Below are 17,330 nucleotides of genomic sequence, written 5' to 3'. Positions count from 1 at the left end.
TCGCCGATATAAAACATTGTTCAACGTTTTAGCTCGAATTATACTGTTTTTATATACAGTTATTTTAGGTGTAATTATGTCTGTGCGCAATCTTAAAGATGGTTCTACGAAACCTTGGATCTGTGAATGCTACCCAAATGGCCGCAGAGGTAAGCGAGTTAGAAAGAAGTTTGCAACCAAGGGCGAAGCCAAAGCTTTTGAGCTCCACACAATGAAAGAAGTCGACGATAAGCCATGGATGGGTATTAAACCGGATAACCGAAGAATGAGTGAGCTTTTGGAAAGTTGGTGGACCATCCATGGCCATACTCTAAAGTCAGGCAAGCAAGCCAAAGATCTCATATCCAAAACAATTGAAGAGTTAGGTAACCCAATTGCCTGCCAGTTTAAAGAACGAGACTACCTGGCGTATCGAGCAGCTCGAGTCCCCTATAGGGGCAAGAATAAATCCATCAAGATATCTCCCACCACACACAACCATGAACTGATTTATCTGAAGGGCATGTTCAAGAAGCTGATTAAGTACAATCAGTGGAAATATCCCAACCCGCTTGAAGCAATCGAGCCGATCAAAACCAGTGAGAAGCACCTTGCCTATCTAACCAAGCCACAAATCGACGAGTTCTTTGATGAACTGCAGAACTGCAAGCGAGTTATCAAGGTATCAATCCCACAAATCATTGTCATCGCGAAAATTTGTTTGGCAACTGGTGCACGAATCAGTGAGGCACTCACTCTAACTCGCGCTCAAATAACCGAGTTCAAATTGACTTACACAGAGACAAAAGGGAAAAGGAATCGCAGTGTGCCTATCTCACCATCTTTGTATCAAGAGATATTAGATATAGCGGTAAGCGACCATGATATATTTAACACCAGTTACAAAGATGCTTGGCGTTACATAAAAAGAGCCTTGCCTGAACAGGTTCCGAATGGGCAAGCGACCCATGTTCTACGGCATACTTTTGCTTCGCATTTTATGATGAATAAAGGGGATATCTTAGTGCTGCAGCGTATTCTTGGTCACACAAAAATCGAGCAGACAATGGCGTATTCTCATTTTGCCCCAGAGCATTTGATGCAGGCTGTTCATCTCAATCCTTTAGAGAATTAGTGGCGACAAAATGGCGGCAGCCACTGTAAAAGAGCGTTATTTAGCGCTCTTAGACGTAAAAAAGGCGACAATTTATATTGTCGCCTTTTGCAAATCAGAGCCTAATTTAGACTATTCCCAATCAAGGATTACCTTACCTGAAAGCCCGCTACGCATAGCGTCAAAGCCTTTTTGGAAGTCATCAACCTTAAAGTGGTGAGTGATAATTGGTGTTAGATCTAAGCCTGATTGAATCAAAGAAGCCATCTTGTACCAAGTTTCGAACATCTCACGACCGTAGATACCTTTGATAACCAAGCCTTTAAAGATTACTTGGTTCCAGTCTACTGCCATGTCTGATGGTGGAATACCTAGTAGAGAGATCTTACCGCCGTGGTTCATGTTAGTTAGCATGCTGTTGAACGCAGATGGTACGCCAGACATTTCTAGGCCTACATCGAAGCCTTCTGTCATGCCTAGATCAGCCATTACGTCTTCTAATTTCTCTTCCATCACGTTAACTGCGCGCGTTACGCCCATCTTCTTCGCAAGATCTAGACGGTATTCGTTTACGTCAGTGATAACTACGTGACGAGCACCAACGTGCTTAGCAACTGCTGCAGCCATGATACCGATTGGACCAGCACCAGTGATTAGCACGTCTTCACCTACTAGGTCGAAAGAAAGCGCGGTGTGTACTGCGTTACCGAACGGGTCGAAGATAGATGCTAGATCATCAGAGATCTCTGCAGGGATCTTAAATGCGTTGAACGCTGGAATCACAAGGTATTCAGAGAACGCACCAGTGCGGTTTACACCAACACCTGTTGTGTTACGACAAAGGTGAGTACGGCCGCCACGACAGTTACGACAGTGACCACATGTGATATGACCTTCGCCCGATACACGATCGCCGATTTCAAAACCACGAACTTCTTGGCCGATGCCAACAACTTCACCCACGTATTCGTGACCTACAACCATGGGTACTGGAATTGTGTTTTGTGACCACTCATCCCAGTTGTAGATGTGTACGTCTGTACCACAGATTGCGGTTTTCTTAATACGGATAAGAAGATCATTATGACCCATTTCAGGTTTTTCAACCTCGGTCATCCAAATGCCTTCTTCAGGCTTAAGCTTAGAAAGTGCTTTAATTTTCATAATGTTACCTAGTTCATCTCGCCTAACTGTAAGGCGAGAATCAAAAAACTTTTTATCTATATTCTGAGTAAAGCCTCAGAATTAGATGATTTCCATCTCTTTACCCACTTCGATGAATGCATCGATAGCACGGTCTAGTTGCTCACGAGAGTGTGCAGCAGACATTTGAGTACGGATACGCGCTTGGCCTTTTGGTACTACAGGGAAAGAGAAACCTACTACGTAGATGCCTTTCTCTAGAGCACGCTCAGCGAACTCAGCCGCTACTTTTGCATCACCTAGCATGATTGGAATGATTGCGTGGTCAGCACCACCCATTGTGAAGCCTGCGTCTTCCATGCGAGTACGGAAGTGTGCTGCGTTTTCCCATAGACGGTCGCGAAGCTCGCCACTCTCTTTTAGAAGATCAAGAACACGGATAGACGCGTTAACGATCGCAGGAGCAACTGAGTTAGAGAATAGGTATGGACGAGAACGCTGACGTAGCCAGTCGATCACTTCTTTCTTACCAGACGTGTAACCGCCTGAAGCACCGCCCATTGCTTTACCTAGCGTACCTGTGATGATGTCGATACGGTCAACAACGTTGTGGAACTCGTGAGTACCAGCGCCGTTTTCGCCCATGAAGCCCACAGCGTGAGAATCATCAACCATTACTAGTGCGTTGTATTTGTCTGCTAGGTCACAGATAGCTGGAAGGTTTGCTACTACGCCGTCCATAGAGAATACGCCGTCAGTTACGATTAGCGTGTGACGAGCGCCTGCTTCTTTAGCAGCGATAAGTTGCTGCTCTAACTCTTCCATGTTGTTGTTGGCGTAACGGAAGCGCATTGCTTTACATAGGCGAACACCATCGATGATTGAAGCGTGGTTTAGAGCATCAGAGATGATTGCATCTTCTTTGCCTAGGATAGTTTCGAAAAGACCTGCGTTCGCATCGAAACAAGATGTATAAAGAATCGTGTCTTCTTTACCAAGGAATGTAGATAGTTTGTCTTCTAGCTCTTTATGGATGTCTTGAGTACCACAGATGAAACGTACAGACGCCATACCAAAGCCGTGTTGATCCATACCCGCTTTACCAGCTTCGATAAGTTCAGGGTGGTTAGCTAGACCTAAGTAGTTGTTTGCACAGAAGTTAAGTACTTCTTCGCCTGTTGAAATTTTAACAGCTGCTTGCTGCTGAGAAGTGATTACACGCTCAGACTTGTAAAGACCTTCAGCCTTTACTTCTTCAATTTGTTTTTCAATCTGTTGGTAGAATGCAGAAGACATTGTCTAATTCCTTCCTAGTTATTATTCACAGCGAATTCGCTGCTTATTTATAGGGGGAGTATAAACGGTGACGTGAGCGCCATTTACACTGTAAAACTTATGCCTACATTCTAGTAGAACATCTCGATCTCGATTATCCCTCTAGTTGGAAAAACATTAATGAACCTGAGGCACGAATCAAATACCTTAACTATGAAGGCAGTCACAATTCATTGTCCAACCTGATTAGAAAAAGAACTCACAAACACTAATAGTTCGATTTATGTCGAATTAAAAAATTTTCCCGCAAAACGATATAGTGACTAAACGCATATGCCCCCACAATGCGCCTCCCTTAACAAATGAGCGCACTGACCAATGAACTTATCTGACCAATTGATCAAGGAAGCTTTCGCCAATGAGTGGCACACATGCTTTTACCAGCCAAAAGTAAAAACTGACTCTAGCGACGGCTCTGACAATACAGATGTAATTGGAGTAGAAGCGCTTTTCCGATTGGATATCCCTGAACACGGTATCTTCGCACCAGGTACATTCATTGATCGCGCATTTGCGCTTGGTTATGAAGAGACCATCTTCTTTAATGTGTTAGAGCAAGCGCTCACTGAGATACGTGCTGTTTCTCCGTCGTTAAACTTGGCAGTAAATATCAGTAAACAAGTGTTAGCAAACCCAGATAATGTGGCGAGAGTCAGAGAGATGCTTTGGAACAGCTCTTTTCCAGCTAAGCAGCTCACTTTTGAGCTGAGTGAGAATGACGAGCTTTGTTCTTCGTTGGCGTCTCAAATGGAGAGCTACAAGGCGCTTGGTGTAAAGTTTAGTGTAGATGATTTTGGTGTCGGCTATTCAGACATCGACAAAATTCAAAAGCTCAGTATTGATGAAGTGAAATTCGATCGCTCTTTGATTAACAAACCTGTCAGCGAAGCATCACAGCTGATCGAAACCGTGATTGAGTACTGCCGAAATAGAGGGATTTCGACAGTAGCAGAAGGTGTTGAAGACCACACGACTCGAAATCGAGTGCAACAACTGGGTTTTGATAGTTACCAAGGCTTTTTATACAGCAAGCCTGTCGCCCTACCGGACTTAATGTTGCTCATGTAATTGGGTTCATTCCAATGAGAACAATGCTAGCAACTAAGCTAAAACAAACTCGACGCTTTTCTTTTTCTGCTTAAGGTCTTGATACCTTAAGTATTTGAAATAGATATCGTGTTTGTTTTGAATGGTCTGCGAAAATGGGTTACTCACTACTTTGGTGATCTCAGCCTTGAAGAACACCATACCCATTTTTGTGGTGTAAGGTTCAAAATAGAGGTCATAAAGAAACTGGCACATTGCTGGATCTATCGTTGGGAATCGAAACTCGGTACCTTTAAAACGATTAGCGAGATCATCGAAGATTTTGCGTCGGATAGTGACACTGACCGCAGCCAGACTACATAACATTTTAGAAGCACCATCATAGATAACGTGCCCAATGATGACACCGTTATATAGGAAACAGAGTGCTTTCATGTTGGCAGGTTCAATCCCAAGCTGGCTCGAAACCTTGATAAAGTCTTGCCCGTACAGCTTTTGATGCATATTCTTAATCGATCTCAAACGCTCGTCAGACAACGCACTGACATCTGTCGATTCAACGCTAGTGATGTGATAATCGTAGCCAATATCAATATTAAAGCGTGTGTCCATTAGCTTAGAGGCGCCTTTTACATGCACCATCTCATCTACCGAGAATTCATACTCTCGTTGAAAGAAGCTGGCGATGCCTAAGCGACGAACAAAGCTAGGGAGCGTTTTACCACGCTCCCACTGACTAACCATCACCTGGTTAATACCGGAAAATGCTCGATGAGAGGTCGATAAAATATCAGCCAGCTCTTCCTGAGATAAAGCTTTCTCTTCACGCAGGCACTTTAACTCTTGTGCAAAATTCGATTTATCCATAACTCACGTTGCCTTAGTTATTATCTGTCGCTTAACACCCAAGGCTTATCTCGCTAGCTCTGGGTAATCGGCTCTCTTTCGACACTGTCTTCGGTATGCTCTGCCAACCAGTACAACCAAATCATCACCAAACATAGGATGAAACAGAGCACAAATAGCCAGTAGGCGCTCAACATCTCTATCACCACACCACCAAGCAGAGGCGCAATAGCAAAGCCAAGAGAGTAAAGTGCAGCCGCACCGAAGTAAGAACCCCTTAGATGTGGCGGTGCCATTCTATCGATTTGTACATTAAGGGTTGGGAAAGCAATCACTTCTCCTAAACTTAATATAAAACAAGCAATTCCCCAACCTAGTGGCCAATCATTTGGTGTAAAAAGAAAGCCAATTTGTGCAATTGCCATCAAAATCATGCCGATTCGAGTTCGTACAAATAGCGGCACATGCTCAAGCCATTTAAGCATTGGAAATTGGAAGACAATAATCGTCAGCGTATTCACCAACACTAACCCAGCAATGAGTTGCGCGGCATCAGTGATGGAAGAGCGCACGATGACTTGAGGAATTGACGACTCAACCTGCGCGTAGACAAACATCATGATGAAATTGGCGACCATCAGTTTTACAAAAATATTGTCTTTGCGAATCACATTAAGCGTCGCGGCAAAATTAGGCAGTTGAGAGGGATCCGGCTTGGTAAAAGTACCCTTGCGTTCAATTCCTAACAGCAGCCAGAAACCGTAAACAACATAAGTACCACCAGCAACAAAGAACAGGTTTTGTGGCTGGGCAAGCGCCAAAGTGATACCAATCAGTGGACCAAGTGCGCCACCCAAATTAAGTAAGAAGTAACGAATGTTCAGTGCTAATTCACGATCTTTCAAATCGCTGAGATTATCACCTATGACGGCTTTGGCTGGCGCCTCAATCATTGGGCGCATTAAACCCGTCATCATGATCAGCACATAGAACTGCCATACTTCACTCGCTAGTGCGATACCGGTGTAGGATATCGAGGCAATCCAACTGCCTAGCACCATGACCCATTTGCGCCCTAGCTTATCCGAAAGGTAGCCCGAGTAGAGACCAGTTCCAGCCCCAACGACGGCGGATACCGCTAGCATGGTGCCGACTTCAATCGCAGACGCACCGTAATCTTCATAGAGAAAGACGATCAGAAAAGGCCATGCCATAAAGTAGCTTGTTCGGGCGAGTAACGTTCCAGTCAGAACTGTCCATACTGAAAAGTTAAACCGTTTTATACGCTGCTTTTGAAATAAGCTCTCCGATCTATCCATAAATATCCTTTCCCTTAACCAACTGATTTAATTATGACTATTTAGCCAGTATATGTATTTGATTGAATAAATACATAGGCGGTAATTGTTTTTATAAAACACGGAATCTTCTGCTTAATCCGCCACTAAAATGTGATACAAGCCACACAAAACACTGCGCTTAATATTGAATGGAGTTTGACGTATGATGCTGATTGTCGATTTCTAGAAATATCAGCCCACTGGCCGAGTACCTAACGTTATGATCAACCCAAAACTGATAGCCCTACTTCCTGACCTTGCCTCCTTTATTTTGGTGGTTAATGAGGGTAGCTTTACCGCCGCAGCCAAACAACTTGGTGTAACACCATCGGCGCTGAGTAAGCTAATCACCCGTTTGGAGAAAGCCCTGTCAGTGAAGCTGTTTGAACGCACCACGCGAAGTCTTATCATTACCCAGGCTGGTCAACTGGTGTATGACCAGAGCGTAGTGATGATTAATGCGGCACAGCAAGCGGTTGAGCTCTCCACCTCTGATCACACTGAGCCCTCTGGTTCTCTGATCGTGGCAGCGCCCGAGGCTTTCTTAAACTCTGTGTTGCAACCCTTCGTTGTCCCTTTCCTTAATCAATACCCAGAGATTCAACTCAAACTGCGCGCTGCCGATGGGGACATCGACATTCTGCGTCAGGGAATTGATATCGCATTTCGCCTTACAGATAAACCCGATGAGAGTTTGGTGCTTAAGGAGCTCGGCAAAACCAACCTCGTATTGTGCGCAAGCCCAGATTACCTTGCGAATAAGGGAACGCCGTCACACCCGACAGATCTTAGCCAACATGACTGTCTGTACCTTGCGGAGACCGACAAAGACCATATTTGGGATTTCCTTAAAGATGATGAGTTCCACACGGTATCGGTCAGTGGACGCTACGCAGTAAACCACTCACAAATGCGTTTAAAAGGGGTACAAGAAGGATTGGGAATCGGTATCTTCCACGACTTCGTGATTCAGGATGCGCTCGCTGAAGGAAGCGTCGTTCAAGTCCTCAATGACTGGACAATCAAAAGTAACTACCACGGCGCTATCGCAATGCAATTTGCTCAAACGAAATACATGCCAGCGCGTCTGCGCGTTTTCATTGATTACGCTATGGAACACTTAAGTGACAAACTGGCAGGAGAAACAAAACTGTGCTGAAAGGAATCCACCACGCAGCAATTATCTGCTCTGACTATCAAGTCTCGAAACGCTTCTATACCGAGACTCTAAAACTGGAAATTGTTGCCGAGAACTATCGAGAAGCACGTCAGTCTTACAAACTCGACTTAGCATTACCGAGTGGTGCTCAAATTGAACTGTTCAGCTTCCCAAATGCTCCCGAAAGGCCGAGTTTTCCAGAAGCTCAAGGGTTAAGACATTTAGCTTTCTGTGTCGATGACGTTCAACAAATGAAAGGCTACCTAGAAAGCAAAGGCGTGGAAGTCGAACCCATTAGAGTAGATGAGTTCACTGGTCGAGAGTTTACCTTTTTCGCAGACCCTGATGGACTGCCTCTGGAGCTTTATCAGGCGTAAAAACCATAGAATACATAGCATTAGCCGTTTAAATCAATATACCGCCTCTCGCTGAGTAATACGCATCAAGGGGCGGCGTTACATCTAGCTCAAAGCTATCTAACTCAGAGCCATCTTCAATCTTTCAACACGTGAGAACAGCAGCCAGTCAAGTAACATCGCGATGACTATCGTTGCTCCGGCTAATGGGAACAGTACAGAGATAAGAACCACAGTCACCAAGCCCGCTTTCCAAATACCTGCGTCTTCAAACTTAGGCGGCACTCCCAACTTTCCTTTACCCGCAGGGCGGCGCACCCACCACATGACTGCGCCAGTGATTGACACTGCAATAAAGGCCAAGCAGAACAGAACGTTTAGGATTTTGTTCACGATACTGATGTCCCCTTGGTGCAGAGAGATACCAACAGCGAGCGCCTTTGCCATCACGTTATAGTCGTTCCACGTCACCTCTCCAAGAATACGGCCTGAGTACTGGTCTAGGTGAGTTGTTCGGTCTTTTCTCGGGTCGACAATATCGCCACCCATAGTATTAGCGGTGATGGTATACACCCCTGTTTCAGAGCGCGGGAAGTTAACGCGATAATAGGTGAAACCCAATCTAGACGCGGTTTGCATAACTTCCTCAAGCGAAATGCTCGCTGTGGAGGCATCATGGTGGCTATGCTCGTCTGTCATTGCGGAGTGGTCGTGCGATTCCGGTAGTGGTGTTTGCTCTAAATTCCAAGGTAATTCTTCTTCAGAACCATGGTTCAGAGAAGCATGCGTTTTATCCGACAGTGGTACATCATCCCACATTTGCGCAGGAAAACTGCTCCAAGCCTGAACCATTTTACCGCCCCAAAAACCTGCCCAAGCAAGACCGGAGAGAAGGAACAGCAGCAAAACTAGAGACAGAGTACCACCAAGATTCGCGTGTAGATCGCGCATCAGAATGCGAGTTCCAGATGAGAAACGAATCTTTAAGAATCCAGCTTTAGTTGCATTGTCACGCGGTAGCCATAAATAGATACCCGAGACTAAAAGAAGGATAGAGAGACTCGTTGCCACCTCGATCAAATAGTCGCCCCAATCCCCTACTAGTAAGGTGCCATGTATTTCATTTGCCAGCTGATACCAACTCTCGCTGCGCGGGATCTCACCGATGATGTCTCCAGAGTATGGATCGACAGTAGCGAAAACCGAGCGGCCGTCTGACAAGTTGACCGAGAAACGATTTGGTAAGCTTTCAGACTTTGCGGTAATGAACTGAGTGACTGTTCCATCAGGGTATTGCGCTTTGACCGCATTTAGCTGGTCGCTAATCGGTACCATCGTATCAGTGGCACTGCTTTGAACGATAAGTGCTTCTGGATAAAATGCACTTTCAAGCTCGTCATCAAGTAGCATCACCAGTCCAGTTATACTCAGCATCAACATAAATGGGATAACGAACAGGCCTGCGTAGAAGTGCCATCGCCAAGTGAGAAAATAGAGGGTTTTACTTCGAGCCGAAGTGGCAGATTGAGATTCAATTCTCGACATTGATATTTCCTTTTGCACGCACCAAAACACCTTCTGAGGTCATCAGAAAGTGAGGAAAGGTGTGAGCAGATTAACTTTACTGTGTGTTGTTTATTTGTTGTTATTTAAGTTAGGAAATAGCTTGAGGTGGGCCTCTGGGAGAATGTCTCTTAAACGCCTCGCTTAGAGCCAAAAAAGCGTAGCTGTCTGAGACAATCAAACTCAGTCGAGTTGTCAGTAGTGCAGTTGGAATTTCATCGTGATGGAAGCTAGAAAAGTGGCTAAAAGGACACGGCTTACCATTGTGTGTTTGCGGCTCACCTTCTTCAACTTGTACTAGCTCAAACCCATTTACCGTACATAACGTCGCCCACACGCCTGCGCTGTTACCATGAGCATTGATAACAGGCATCAGTGTAATGAGCGTCCAGCTTAAAGCGGTAACCCATAGCATGGAATAATTGAACGACGTTTGACGCATCTAGTACGAATCTATAAATAGGGTTTATAAATTTCTAACATTATGAATCAGCTAAATAGGCGTTTAAACGGATTAATTAACATTATGTTAAAAACCTAAGCTAACGCACATTATTGATATCATTCACATAGTCAGTTAGCTCGAAATAAAAACGCCACACCAACAAAAGCCGGTGTGGCGTTTAGAATTTTGTATGACCTAAGGGATACTCTCAAAGCGGAGCATCAAAAGGTTAGCCGAATAGCTTGCTCCAGATGCTTGGGTTACGCTTCTCGTGGTATTGCTCACGTAGGCCATCAATCGTACGTAGCTCTTGCTTCGCTTCTTCGAATTGGCCTTGTTCTAGCTTCTGTTCAATCGAATCAATTGATGCTTGGATCTTAGAGAAACCTTCCATGAAGTTTTGCTCTTTCTCCGCTGGGTAAGAACCCGTTTTCAGCTCAGCAACCAAAGTATCTAGACGTACCATTGGTTTTTGCATCTCTTCAATGCTTTGAGCTTCTGCAGCTTGTTTGAATGCAAGCTTCATCTCTTGCATGTTTTTCTTGAGGTCTACGCTTGCAAACGCTGATGCCGACATCACCGAGGCCGCAATCAGGCCAGATAAAAGAATTGAGCGACTTTTCATTGTTTCTCCAGTTGAAGATACACCTTTTTGTTTACGGTGCTTATGACTTTATTTGTGAGCGCTAGTTTATACAAAAATGCCGCACACACAAAAAATGATTGTGACGAAATGCAAACCCGCCAACATTCTCTTAAACAAGATCTGAATATTCTGGGATCTCATCACGCCCACGCAGTGCTAAAAAGCGCAGAAACTGGCTAGGAGAATGCGTAATCACTTGCTCTGGCGGCATACCGACTTCATCAAGCAGTTGAGAAACGAGGTCTAGGCCGCCGACATCCGCGCAAAAGTGCGCATCACTACCGGTTGTGATGTATGCTCCTTTTGCCTTGGCAATTTTGGCGATTTCATAACAACGCTCAACACTACCAATACGGCTATTGCCTTTCAGCGTAGTGTTATTGATCTCGATAGCGACATTGTGCTCAACCGCACAATCAATCACGGCTTCAAAATCAAAGTCAAAGTTCGGGTTACCTAAATGCCCGAGTGCATCAATACGGCCAGCCTTGATCACGTTGATAAGCGCCAGAGTATGAGCCGCTTTATCTGCAGGGCGGAAAACAGGTTCATGAAAGCTTGCGATAGCCCAATCGAGGTTCTTATCTACACTCGGGTGTACGTCAATCTCACCATCCGTATTCATGATATTCGATTCAACGCCGCGGATAATGGCGACACCCTCAATAAAGCGAGGAAGAATACGTTGGTTGCTGAAAAACCAGTAGTGAGGCGCGCCCGGCATAGATTCTGAGTGATCCGTCGTACAAAACATCGCAAGACCTCGCTCACTGGCTGCTTTAGCATTCTCAATTAAAGTGCTGTATGCGTGGCCACTGGCGTAGGTATGGGTGTGGGTATCAACTTGTAATTTCATCTTTGCGCTTCACTCCGAACTCTTATCTTGATGCTGTCATCAGTCTATCAGCTCAAAGTGACAATTAGCATACCGATGATGCTTTAGTTAGGTCATTTTTTTGCAACCTTTTCAGCTTCTACAATACTTAAACCAGTCACTTGATTGGTAATTGCGAATGAGAAAAAAACGCTACCCCTTGAGCATTCACATCACGACGCTGTTTTTGGTCATGACCAGCATTGTCGGAACGGTATTGATCACAATGAGTTACAAGCACTCTCAACAACTGCTTCTTGGAACCATTGAAGAGGTCAGCCAAGAACACAGCAACAAGCTTGAGTTAGTGTTTAAACAATCGGTCGCTCCTGTGGTCACAGCGCTCAACGTACTGGCGGTCAGCCCATTTATCACCCACGACACGACTCAAAATGAGTACCATGCTTGGCTCTCATCTCTGGACCTTATCTTTCAGCAGAGCCCAAGCTTAGTTGCTCTGTTTTACGGCTCAGAAAATGGTGACTTCAAACTGTTCCGCCCGATAAAAACCAACAAACAACGTCAAGAGCATAGTGCGCCTTCCAAAGCGACCATGATGGTGACCGAAACCGCCACCAATGGACTCACTCGAATCACTTTTCTAGACGGAGCACACCAAGTCATTAGCCAACAAGAGACAGGACAAGACCTCTTCGACCCAAGAACCAGACCTTGGTTTATCAATGCAAAGCGAGACGGTTCTATCCAGCTATCTGAACCATATCAGTTCTTCTTCCTCAAGACGCCGGGGATAACTCTCTCTAGACGATCCAGTGACCAGCAGTATGTGATTGGTGCGGATTTTACCCTCAATTCCCTATCCGCTCAGATTGGCGATCTCGCCTTCTCGGAGCAAAGCCGCTTGGCGCTGTTTGACCGTCATCTGAACTTACTCGGGCATCACCAACTCGATCTCGATGCTGTTGCGCCAATCACCAGTCCAATGCGATTTAACTCTCGCGAAGCCAATAATGTGCTTAAAGAGACAGTGCTTGCTCCACTTTTAAGCGATAACAGGGCTGCCAAACAGAGCATTCAGAGTGTTGAATACAACCTCAATGCTTGGGCATTAACGCTAACGCCTGTAGAGCTCACCGCCAATGTGACTCTGTTTCTCGCCGAAGCGACGCCTCACACCGATTTACTTGCCGACTTAATATCGATGAGGGATAGGCAGGTCACCGTTGCCATTATTCTTCTGTTCATCTGTTTTGGGTTGGTATGGGTTGTCGCAAATCGTCTCTCTATGCCAATCAAAAAGCTGATGGAGCTGACGCATAACATCGCGCGCTTCGATTTTAAGCGTACCCACTATCCTAAGAGCATGATCAACGAAGTCGCGAATTTAGCCCACTCCATCGAACTCATGGAACATACACTGCATGATTTAATTGCCCTGTTGCGTGATACCGCAGGTAATCAAGACTTCTCGGTTTTGGCTAAGACCATTGCCCACCAGAGCTACCTAATCACTAAAGCCGAAACCATCTTGTTGTATGCCTACGACAACAAGAAAAAGCAGTTTGAGATTGCGGCGAACCACGCCATCATCCCATTCAAGGCTGACCTCAACGAGTTTGTTAAGGATACGCCTTGGCTACTCGCGAAACTCAAAATGGGTGAAGTGGTCCATCTCGATAGAAGCGAAAATGCACTTAACCAGTATCACGCCACAATTTTCAACTCAGATCTGTACTTCTTCCCGCTTCTTAATCGAGAGAAACAACTTGTCGGCATTGTGATCATCGGTTACGAACGTGCGATATCAGAAATGCAGTCGGATAAACACGCCTTTCTTCGCGAGCTGTTGAGCTTTGCTGAAATTGCCAAAGACAACATTGACCAAATGCAACAGCAGAAAGAGATGCTCAATGCCTTCATCGAGTTGATTGCTTCGGCTATCGATACCAAGTCGCCATACACAGGTGGGCATTGTCAGCGCGTTCCTGAGCTCACCCAATGGCTAACCGAAGCAGCGATTAAAGATGACCGTTACTACCCGCTGTTTGCACTAGACAAAAAACAGTGGGAAGCACTGAGCTTAGCTTCGTGGCTGCATGATTGCGGTAAGGTAACAACGCCAGAATACGTGGTCGACAAGGCCACCAAACTCGAAACCCTTTGTGACCGAATTCACGAGATCAGAATGCGTTTTGAGCTTCTTAAACAGCAAGCAGAAACCGACTACTGGAAAGCCGTCGCCAATGGTTCACTTCCAGAAAAAGAGCTAGAGAAACTGAAAAGTAAACATCAACAACTCGATGAAGATTTCGCGTTTGTTGCTCAATGTAACATCGGGTCCGAGAGAATGGAGGAAGAGAATCAAGCTCGACTCGATGAAATCGCTAAGCACAAATGGAAACGCACACTCAGTGATCAAGTCGGCATCGCATGGACAGAAAAGATTCGTTATGAGGAAGAGCCCGAATTACCTGTAATGGAACCACTGCTCGCAGACAAACCCCAGCACTGTGTGCCGTGGGAAAAAGGTCTAAGCCCACAAGACCTATGGCAAGAGGACTATGTACTCAAACCTGGAGAGTTAAAGTACAACCGAGGAGAGCTTTATAACCTTAAGGTGCGCAGCGGAACCTTAACCCCAGAAGAGCGCTTTATGATTAACGATCATATTATTCAAACGTCGGTGATGCTCAATAAGCTCCCCTACCCTGAGCATCTTAAAGAGATTCCAAAGATCGCCAGTTATCATCATGAACGAATCGATGGCAAAGGCTACCCATTTGGATTGGACGATGACGAACTCTCTATCCAAGCCAAAGTGGTCGCAATTGCCGATGTGTTCGAGGCATTGACCTCAAGCGATCGCCCTTATAAACATGGCAAAACCCTAGAAGAGTCTTTAAAAATCATGACTCGTATGGCGACCACTGGGCACATTGACCCTAAGCTCTATTTGCTGTTCTTGGAGAAAGACATCTACAAGCGTTATGCCGATGCCTTTCTTGAGCCAGAGCAACACAGTGACGTTGATACCCCACAACACATAGAGAAAGTTAGGGCCTACATTCGTTCACTGTTTTAGGACGTTCGGTGCCTAACTTGAGAGCAAGCTTGTTTTTTCGATGAGACAAGAAGGTATTGACCATGCTGGCAAAAATAATCAGCCCGATACCAAATAGCTTCTGATTCGAAAATGTGTCGTCGAACAACAAAGCTTGCCAAATCGCACTGAACAAAAGTGTAGTGAAAATCAGCGGGGCCAGTTGAGAGCCACTGCTTACCAGTCGGTAGGCTTTTGCGCGACATATTTGCGTATTAATGGTAAACACCGCAAACATTGCCAACACCAACCCTACCCAATAATAATTCGATAGCGTAAACCCTTCTCCCACATTGGTAATGAGTGCCTGATCGAGCGACACAATACCCACCAAGCTATAAATCATGATTGGTGACGCTAGTAGAGCGGCGATCAAGAAGGTCCAAGCATTCATTTCTGCTGGCGACAATTCCCCCTTTGATGCTCTATATAAACTCACTTGTGAGCCTGAATTAAAGAAACCAGCCATTAAGCCAACTAAGATCGCGGGTTTAAAATCGAACTCAGAGAGATTGCCTGCCATTAGCACGACACCGGTAAACGTCATCCCTAAGCAAACCAAAATCCTTGGGTTAAATTTCACGCCAAATATTAATTTTTCTAACACTGGGATAAACAATGGGCCAGTACTAAACAAAACGATACTTTCAACTAAGGTTAAGCTCTGTAGCGATGATAGAAAACAGAGCTGACAAGCTGTCATGCATAAAGCTCGCGATATAATCGGTTTGAGTAATGCACGACTAGGTTTACGCAATCGAACGAAAACTAAGATCGACAATAAAATCAGCCCAGGAAAGAAGAATCTAGAAAAAACGAGCAAGGTTACTGGCATGATTTCAGCGAGGTATTTCGCTGCAAGCCCGCCGACTGACAGACTAAATGTAGACACCACCATAAACAGGGTGGCCTTGGTAATATCAGACATAATTATCACCTCCTATGTGCTTTATTCTAGAAGGCTGACACGACAAAAAATAGCGAGTAATATTAACCAGAACTGTAAGGAAAACTTACTTATGAAGAAACTCGTTCCATTAAAGTCAATCTATGCTTTTGTCGCTGTTGCTGAGACAGGGAGCATGACCGAAGCCGCTAAGGCGCTGTTTGTTAGCCACTCCGCAGTGAGCCAAGCGATCAAATCGTTAGAGCAGCAAGTCAATAAACCCCTATTCCAGCGTGTCGGGCGACGCGTAGTTCTTAATGCTGATGGTAAGCGCTACTATCGAAAAGTCGCTCCTGCTCTCGAGCAGATTGTCGACGCAACAGATCAGTTAGCCAATACACCAAAGGAAAACCGATTAACCGTCAATATGGTCAACTCTCTGGCGCTACACTGGTGGATACCTCGAGTTCCTATGCTGCAACAGGACTCACCAAGCCTAGATATTCGACTCTCTAACCGCATCGGTTACTTCGACCTCGATCAAGAGGGTGTCGATATTGCGTTAGTACATGGAAAACCGCGAGAGTGGCAAGATTACTACTGTGAAAAACTTGGTGACGATGAGCTAGTGCTAGTCGCGAGTCCCAATTTAGTCAAAGAGCAAGATTCGCAATCAATGGAAGAGCTGATCAAGACCTACCCCGTTATCGGTGTTTTTAACCCACGTAGGGAACACGACTGGCAGGTGTGGTGTGATGCACACCAATTACCTATGCCCTTCTTCAGCACCAACCTCTCCTTTGATGTCTCCATTCAGGCGGTACAAGCAGCGACACGCTCTCTTGGCATACTTGTCACTCATCGACTCTTTGTTCGTGACGACATAAAACACGGAGCTTTGGTTGAGATTAGCGAGCCTGTTTCAAACCCGCATCAAGACTATTACTTTGTCTGTTCAGATAACAAACTCAAAAATGAAAGTGTGCTAAAACTAAGAGCATGGTTACGGGCACAATTTACCTCGAACCACACAGACTAAACCAATAAGGGAACGGCATTATGATCGTGACAACAACCCCGTCGATTGAAGGAAAACGCATCGTCGCTTACAAGGGTGTGATTGCCGGAGAAGCCATCCTCGGCGTAAACGTGTTTAAAGATATGTTTTCTGGCATTCGAGACTTCGTTGGTGGCCGTTCTGGCACTTATGAAAAAGAGCTCGAAAAAGCACGTTCTTATGCGTTTCAAGAACTAGAACTAAAAGCTCAAGAGCTGGGTGCGAACGCAGTTGTTGGTGTCGACATTGATTACGAAGTACTAGGTCAAGGCAACGGCATGCTGATGGTTTCAGCAAGTGGCACAGCGGTGGTCGTCGATTAATACAACAAAGCCCTTTAGTAATATCACCAAAGGGCTTTGCTTTTATCTACTTATGGTTCTGGGGCTCTAAAGGTTAGCTAGCTTGGTCTTGATGACCTTCTACCAATTTGTCGAACTCAGAAATACGTGCATAAAAGGCACCCTTCTCTTCTTTAG

Annotated in this window: 16 protein-coding genes; 7 read left to right on the top strand and 9 right to left on the bottom strand. The window is 45.3% G+C overall.

The genetic code is table 11. From position 1 onward, the window contains the following. The first annotated feature begins 76 nt into the window (after window positions 1–76). Window positions 77–1,114 (top strand): phage integrase, encoded by a 1,038-nt coding sequence (locus tag AC6R05_RS06055; RefSeq protein WP_150868816.1) that lies wholly within the window; start codon window positions 77–79, stop codon window positions 1,112–1,114. A 111-nt stretch (window positions 1,115–1,225) separates the two neighbouring features. Here the strand turns inward: AC6R05_RS06055 and tdh are convergent, their stop codons facing one another. Both tdh and AC6R05_RS06045 read right to left on the bottom strand, forming a co-directional pair. Beyond that, entirely contained in the window at window positions 1,226–2,257 is a 1,032-nt protein-coding gene (gene tdh, locus AC6R05_RS06050) for an L-threonine 3-dehydrogenase (protein WP_004742453.1), read from the bottom strand. 81 nt (window positions 2,258–2,338) lie between these two features. Next, complete coding sequence (locus AC6R05_RS06045; RefSeq protein ID WP_150897293.1) at window positions 2,339–3,532, bottom strand: glycine C-acetyltransferase; 1,194 nt, start codon at window positions 3,530–3,532, stop codon at window positions 2,339–2,341. A 357-nt stretch (window positions 3,533–3,889) separates the two neighbouring features. Here AC6R05_RS06045 and AC6R05_RS06040 point away from each other — a divergent pair, with 357 nt between their 5' ends. Further along, the gene (locus tag AC6R05_RS06040) at window positions 3,890–4,639 is read left to right on the top strand and encodes an EAL domain-containing protein (RefSeq protein WP_150868700.1); all 750 of its coding nucleotides are present in this window, start codon (window positions 3,890–3,892) and stop codon (window positions 4,637–4,639) included. Between the two features lie 33 nt (window positions 4,640–4,672). Here the strand turns inward: AC6R05_RS06040 and AC6R05_RS06035 are convergent, their stop codons facing one another. Further along, a complete protein-coding gene (locus tag AC6R05_RS06035; protein ID WP_500646885.1) occupies window positions 4,673–5,485 on the bottom strand; it encodes a helix-turn-helix transcriptional regulator in 813 nt (270 codons plus the stop codon). A gap of 53 nt (window positions 5,486–5,538) precedes the next feature. Continuing rightward, window positions 5,539–6,783: an MDR family MFS transporter gene (locus AC6R05_RS06030; protein ID WP_032550343.1), complete on the bottom strand. Its 1,245-nt coding sequence runs from the start codon at window positions 6,781–6,783 to the stop codon at window positions 5,539–5,541. Between the two features lie 241 nt (window positions 6,784–7,024). On the opposite strand from AC6R05_RS06030, the gene AC6R05_RS06025 reads away from it, so the two are divergent. Next, entirely contained in the window at window positions 7,025–7,963 is a 939-nt protein-coding gene (locus AC6R05_RS06025; protein WP_500646884.1) for a LysR family transcriptional regulator, read from the top strand. Then, window positions 7,957–8,340, top strand: a complete 384-nt coding sequence (gloA2, locus tag AC6R05_RS06020; protein ID WP_500646883.1) for an SMU1112c/YaeR family gloxylase I-like metalloprotein — start codon at window positions 7,957–7,959, stop codon at window positions 8,338–8,340. The genes AC6R05_RS06025 and gloA2 overlap by 7 nt, the downstream gene beginning before the upstream one ends. A 99-nt stretch (window positions 8,341–8,439) precedes the next feature. On the opposite strand, the gene AC6R05_RS06015 is transcribed toward gloA2, so the two are convergent. The 4 genes from AC6R05_RS06015 to AC6R05_RS06000 all read right to left on the bottom strand — a co-directional run bounded on the left by AC6R05_RS06015 (window position 8,440) and on the right by AC6R05_RS06000 (window position 11,829). Then, window positions 8,440–9,864, bottom strand: coding sequence for a PepSY-associated TM helix domain-containing protein (locus AC6R05_RS06015; protein WP_500646882.1), 1,425 nt, complete (start codon window positions 9,862–9,864; stop codon window positions 8,440–8,442). 109 nt (window positions 9,865–9,973) lie between these two features. After that, window positions 9,974–10,324: a hypothetical protein gene (locus AC6R05_RS06010; RefSeq protein WP_500646881.1), complete on the bottom strand. Its 351-nt coding sequence runs from the start codon at window positions 10,322–10,324 to the stop codon at window positions 9,974–9,976. A gap of 232 nt (window positions 10,325–10,556) precedes the next feature. Then, window positions 10,557–10,952, bottom strand: a complete 396-nt coding sequence (locus AC6R05_RS06005; protein WP_500646880.1) for a cytochrome b562 — start codon at window positions 10,950–10,952, stop codon at window positions 10,557–10,559. A 130-nt stretch (window positions 10,953–11,082) separates the two neighbouring features. After that, a complete protein-coding gene (locus AC6R05_RS06000; RefSeq protein WP_500646879.1) occupies window positions 11,083–11,829 on the bottom strand; it encodes a phosphatase in 747 nt (248 codons plus the stop codon). Between the two features lie 157 nt (window positions 11,830–11,986). Between AC6R05_RS06000 and AC6R05_RS05995 the strand changes: the two genes are divergently transcribed. Next, on the top strand, window positions 11,987–14,890 hold the full coding sequence (locus AC6R05_RS05995; RefSeq protein ID WP_500646878.1) for an HD domain-containing phosphohydrolase: 2,904 nt from the start codon (window positions 11,987–11,989) through the stop codon (window positions 14,888–14,890). On the opposite strand, the gene AC6R05_RS05990 is transcribed toward AC6R05_RS05995, so the two are convergent. Next, window positions 14,862–15,836: a DMT family transporter gene (locus AC6R05_RS05990; RefSeq protein WP_500646877.1), complete on the bottom strand. Its 975-nt coding sequence runs from the start codon at window positions 15,834–15,836 to the stop codon at window positions 14,862–14,864. The two genes, AC6R05_RS05995 and AC6R05_RS05990, sit on opposite strands and share 29 nt — an antisense overlap. Before the next feature lie 91 nt (window positions 15,837–15,927). Here AC6R05_RS05990 and AC6R05_RS05985 point away from each other — a divergent pair, with 91 nt between their 5' ends. Both AC6R05_RS05985 and AC6R05_RS05980 read left to right on the top strand, forming a co-directional pair. Further along, window positions 15,928–16,833: a LysR substrate-binding domain-containing protein gene (locus tag AC6R05_RS05985; RefSeq protein ID WP_500646876.1), complete on the top strand. Its 906-nt coding sequence runs from the start codon at window positions 15,928–15,930 to the stop codon at window positions 16,831–16,833. A gap of 20 nt (window positions 16,834–16,853) precedes the next feature. Next, the gene (locus AC6R05_RS05980; protein ID WP_032550331.1) at window positions 16,854–17,174 is read left to right on the top strand and encodes a heavy metal-binding domain-containing protein; all 321 of its coding nucleotides are present in this window, start codon (window positions 16,854–16,856) and stop codon (window positions 17,172–17,174) included. Window positions 17,175–17,330 lie beyond the last annotated feature (156 nt).

Source organism: Vibrio sp. R11-SG3-ISO9, assembly GCF_059834255.1.
Note: the sequence above shows the minus strand (reverse complement) of the source record. Positions and strands in the feature narration are given on the sequence as shown.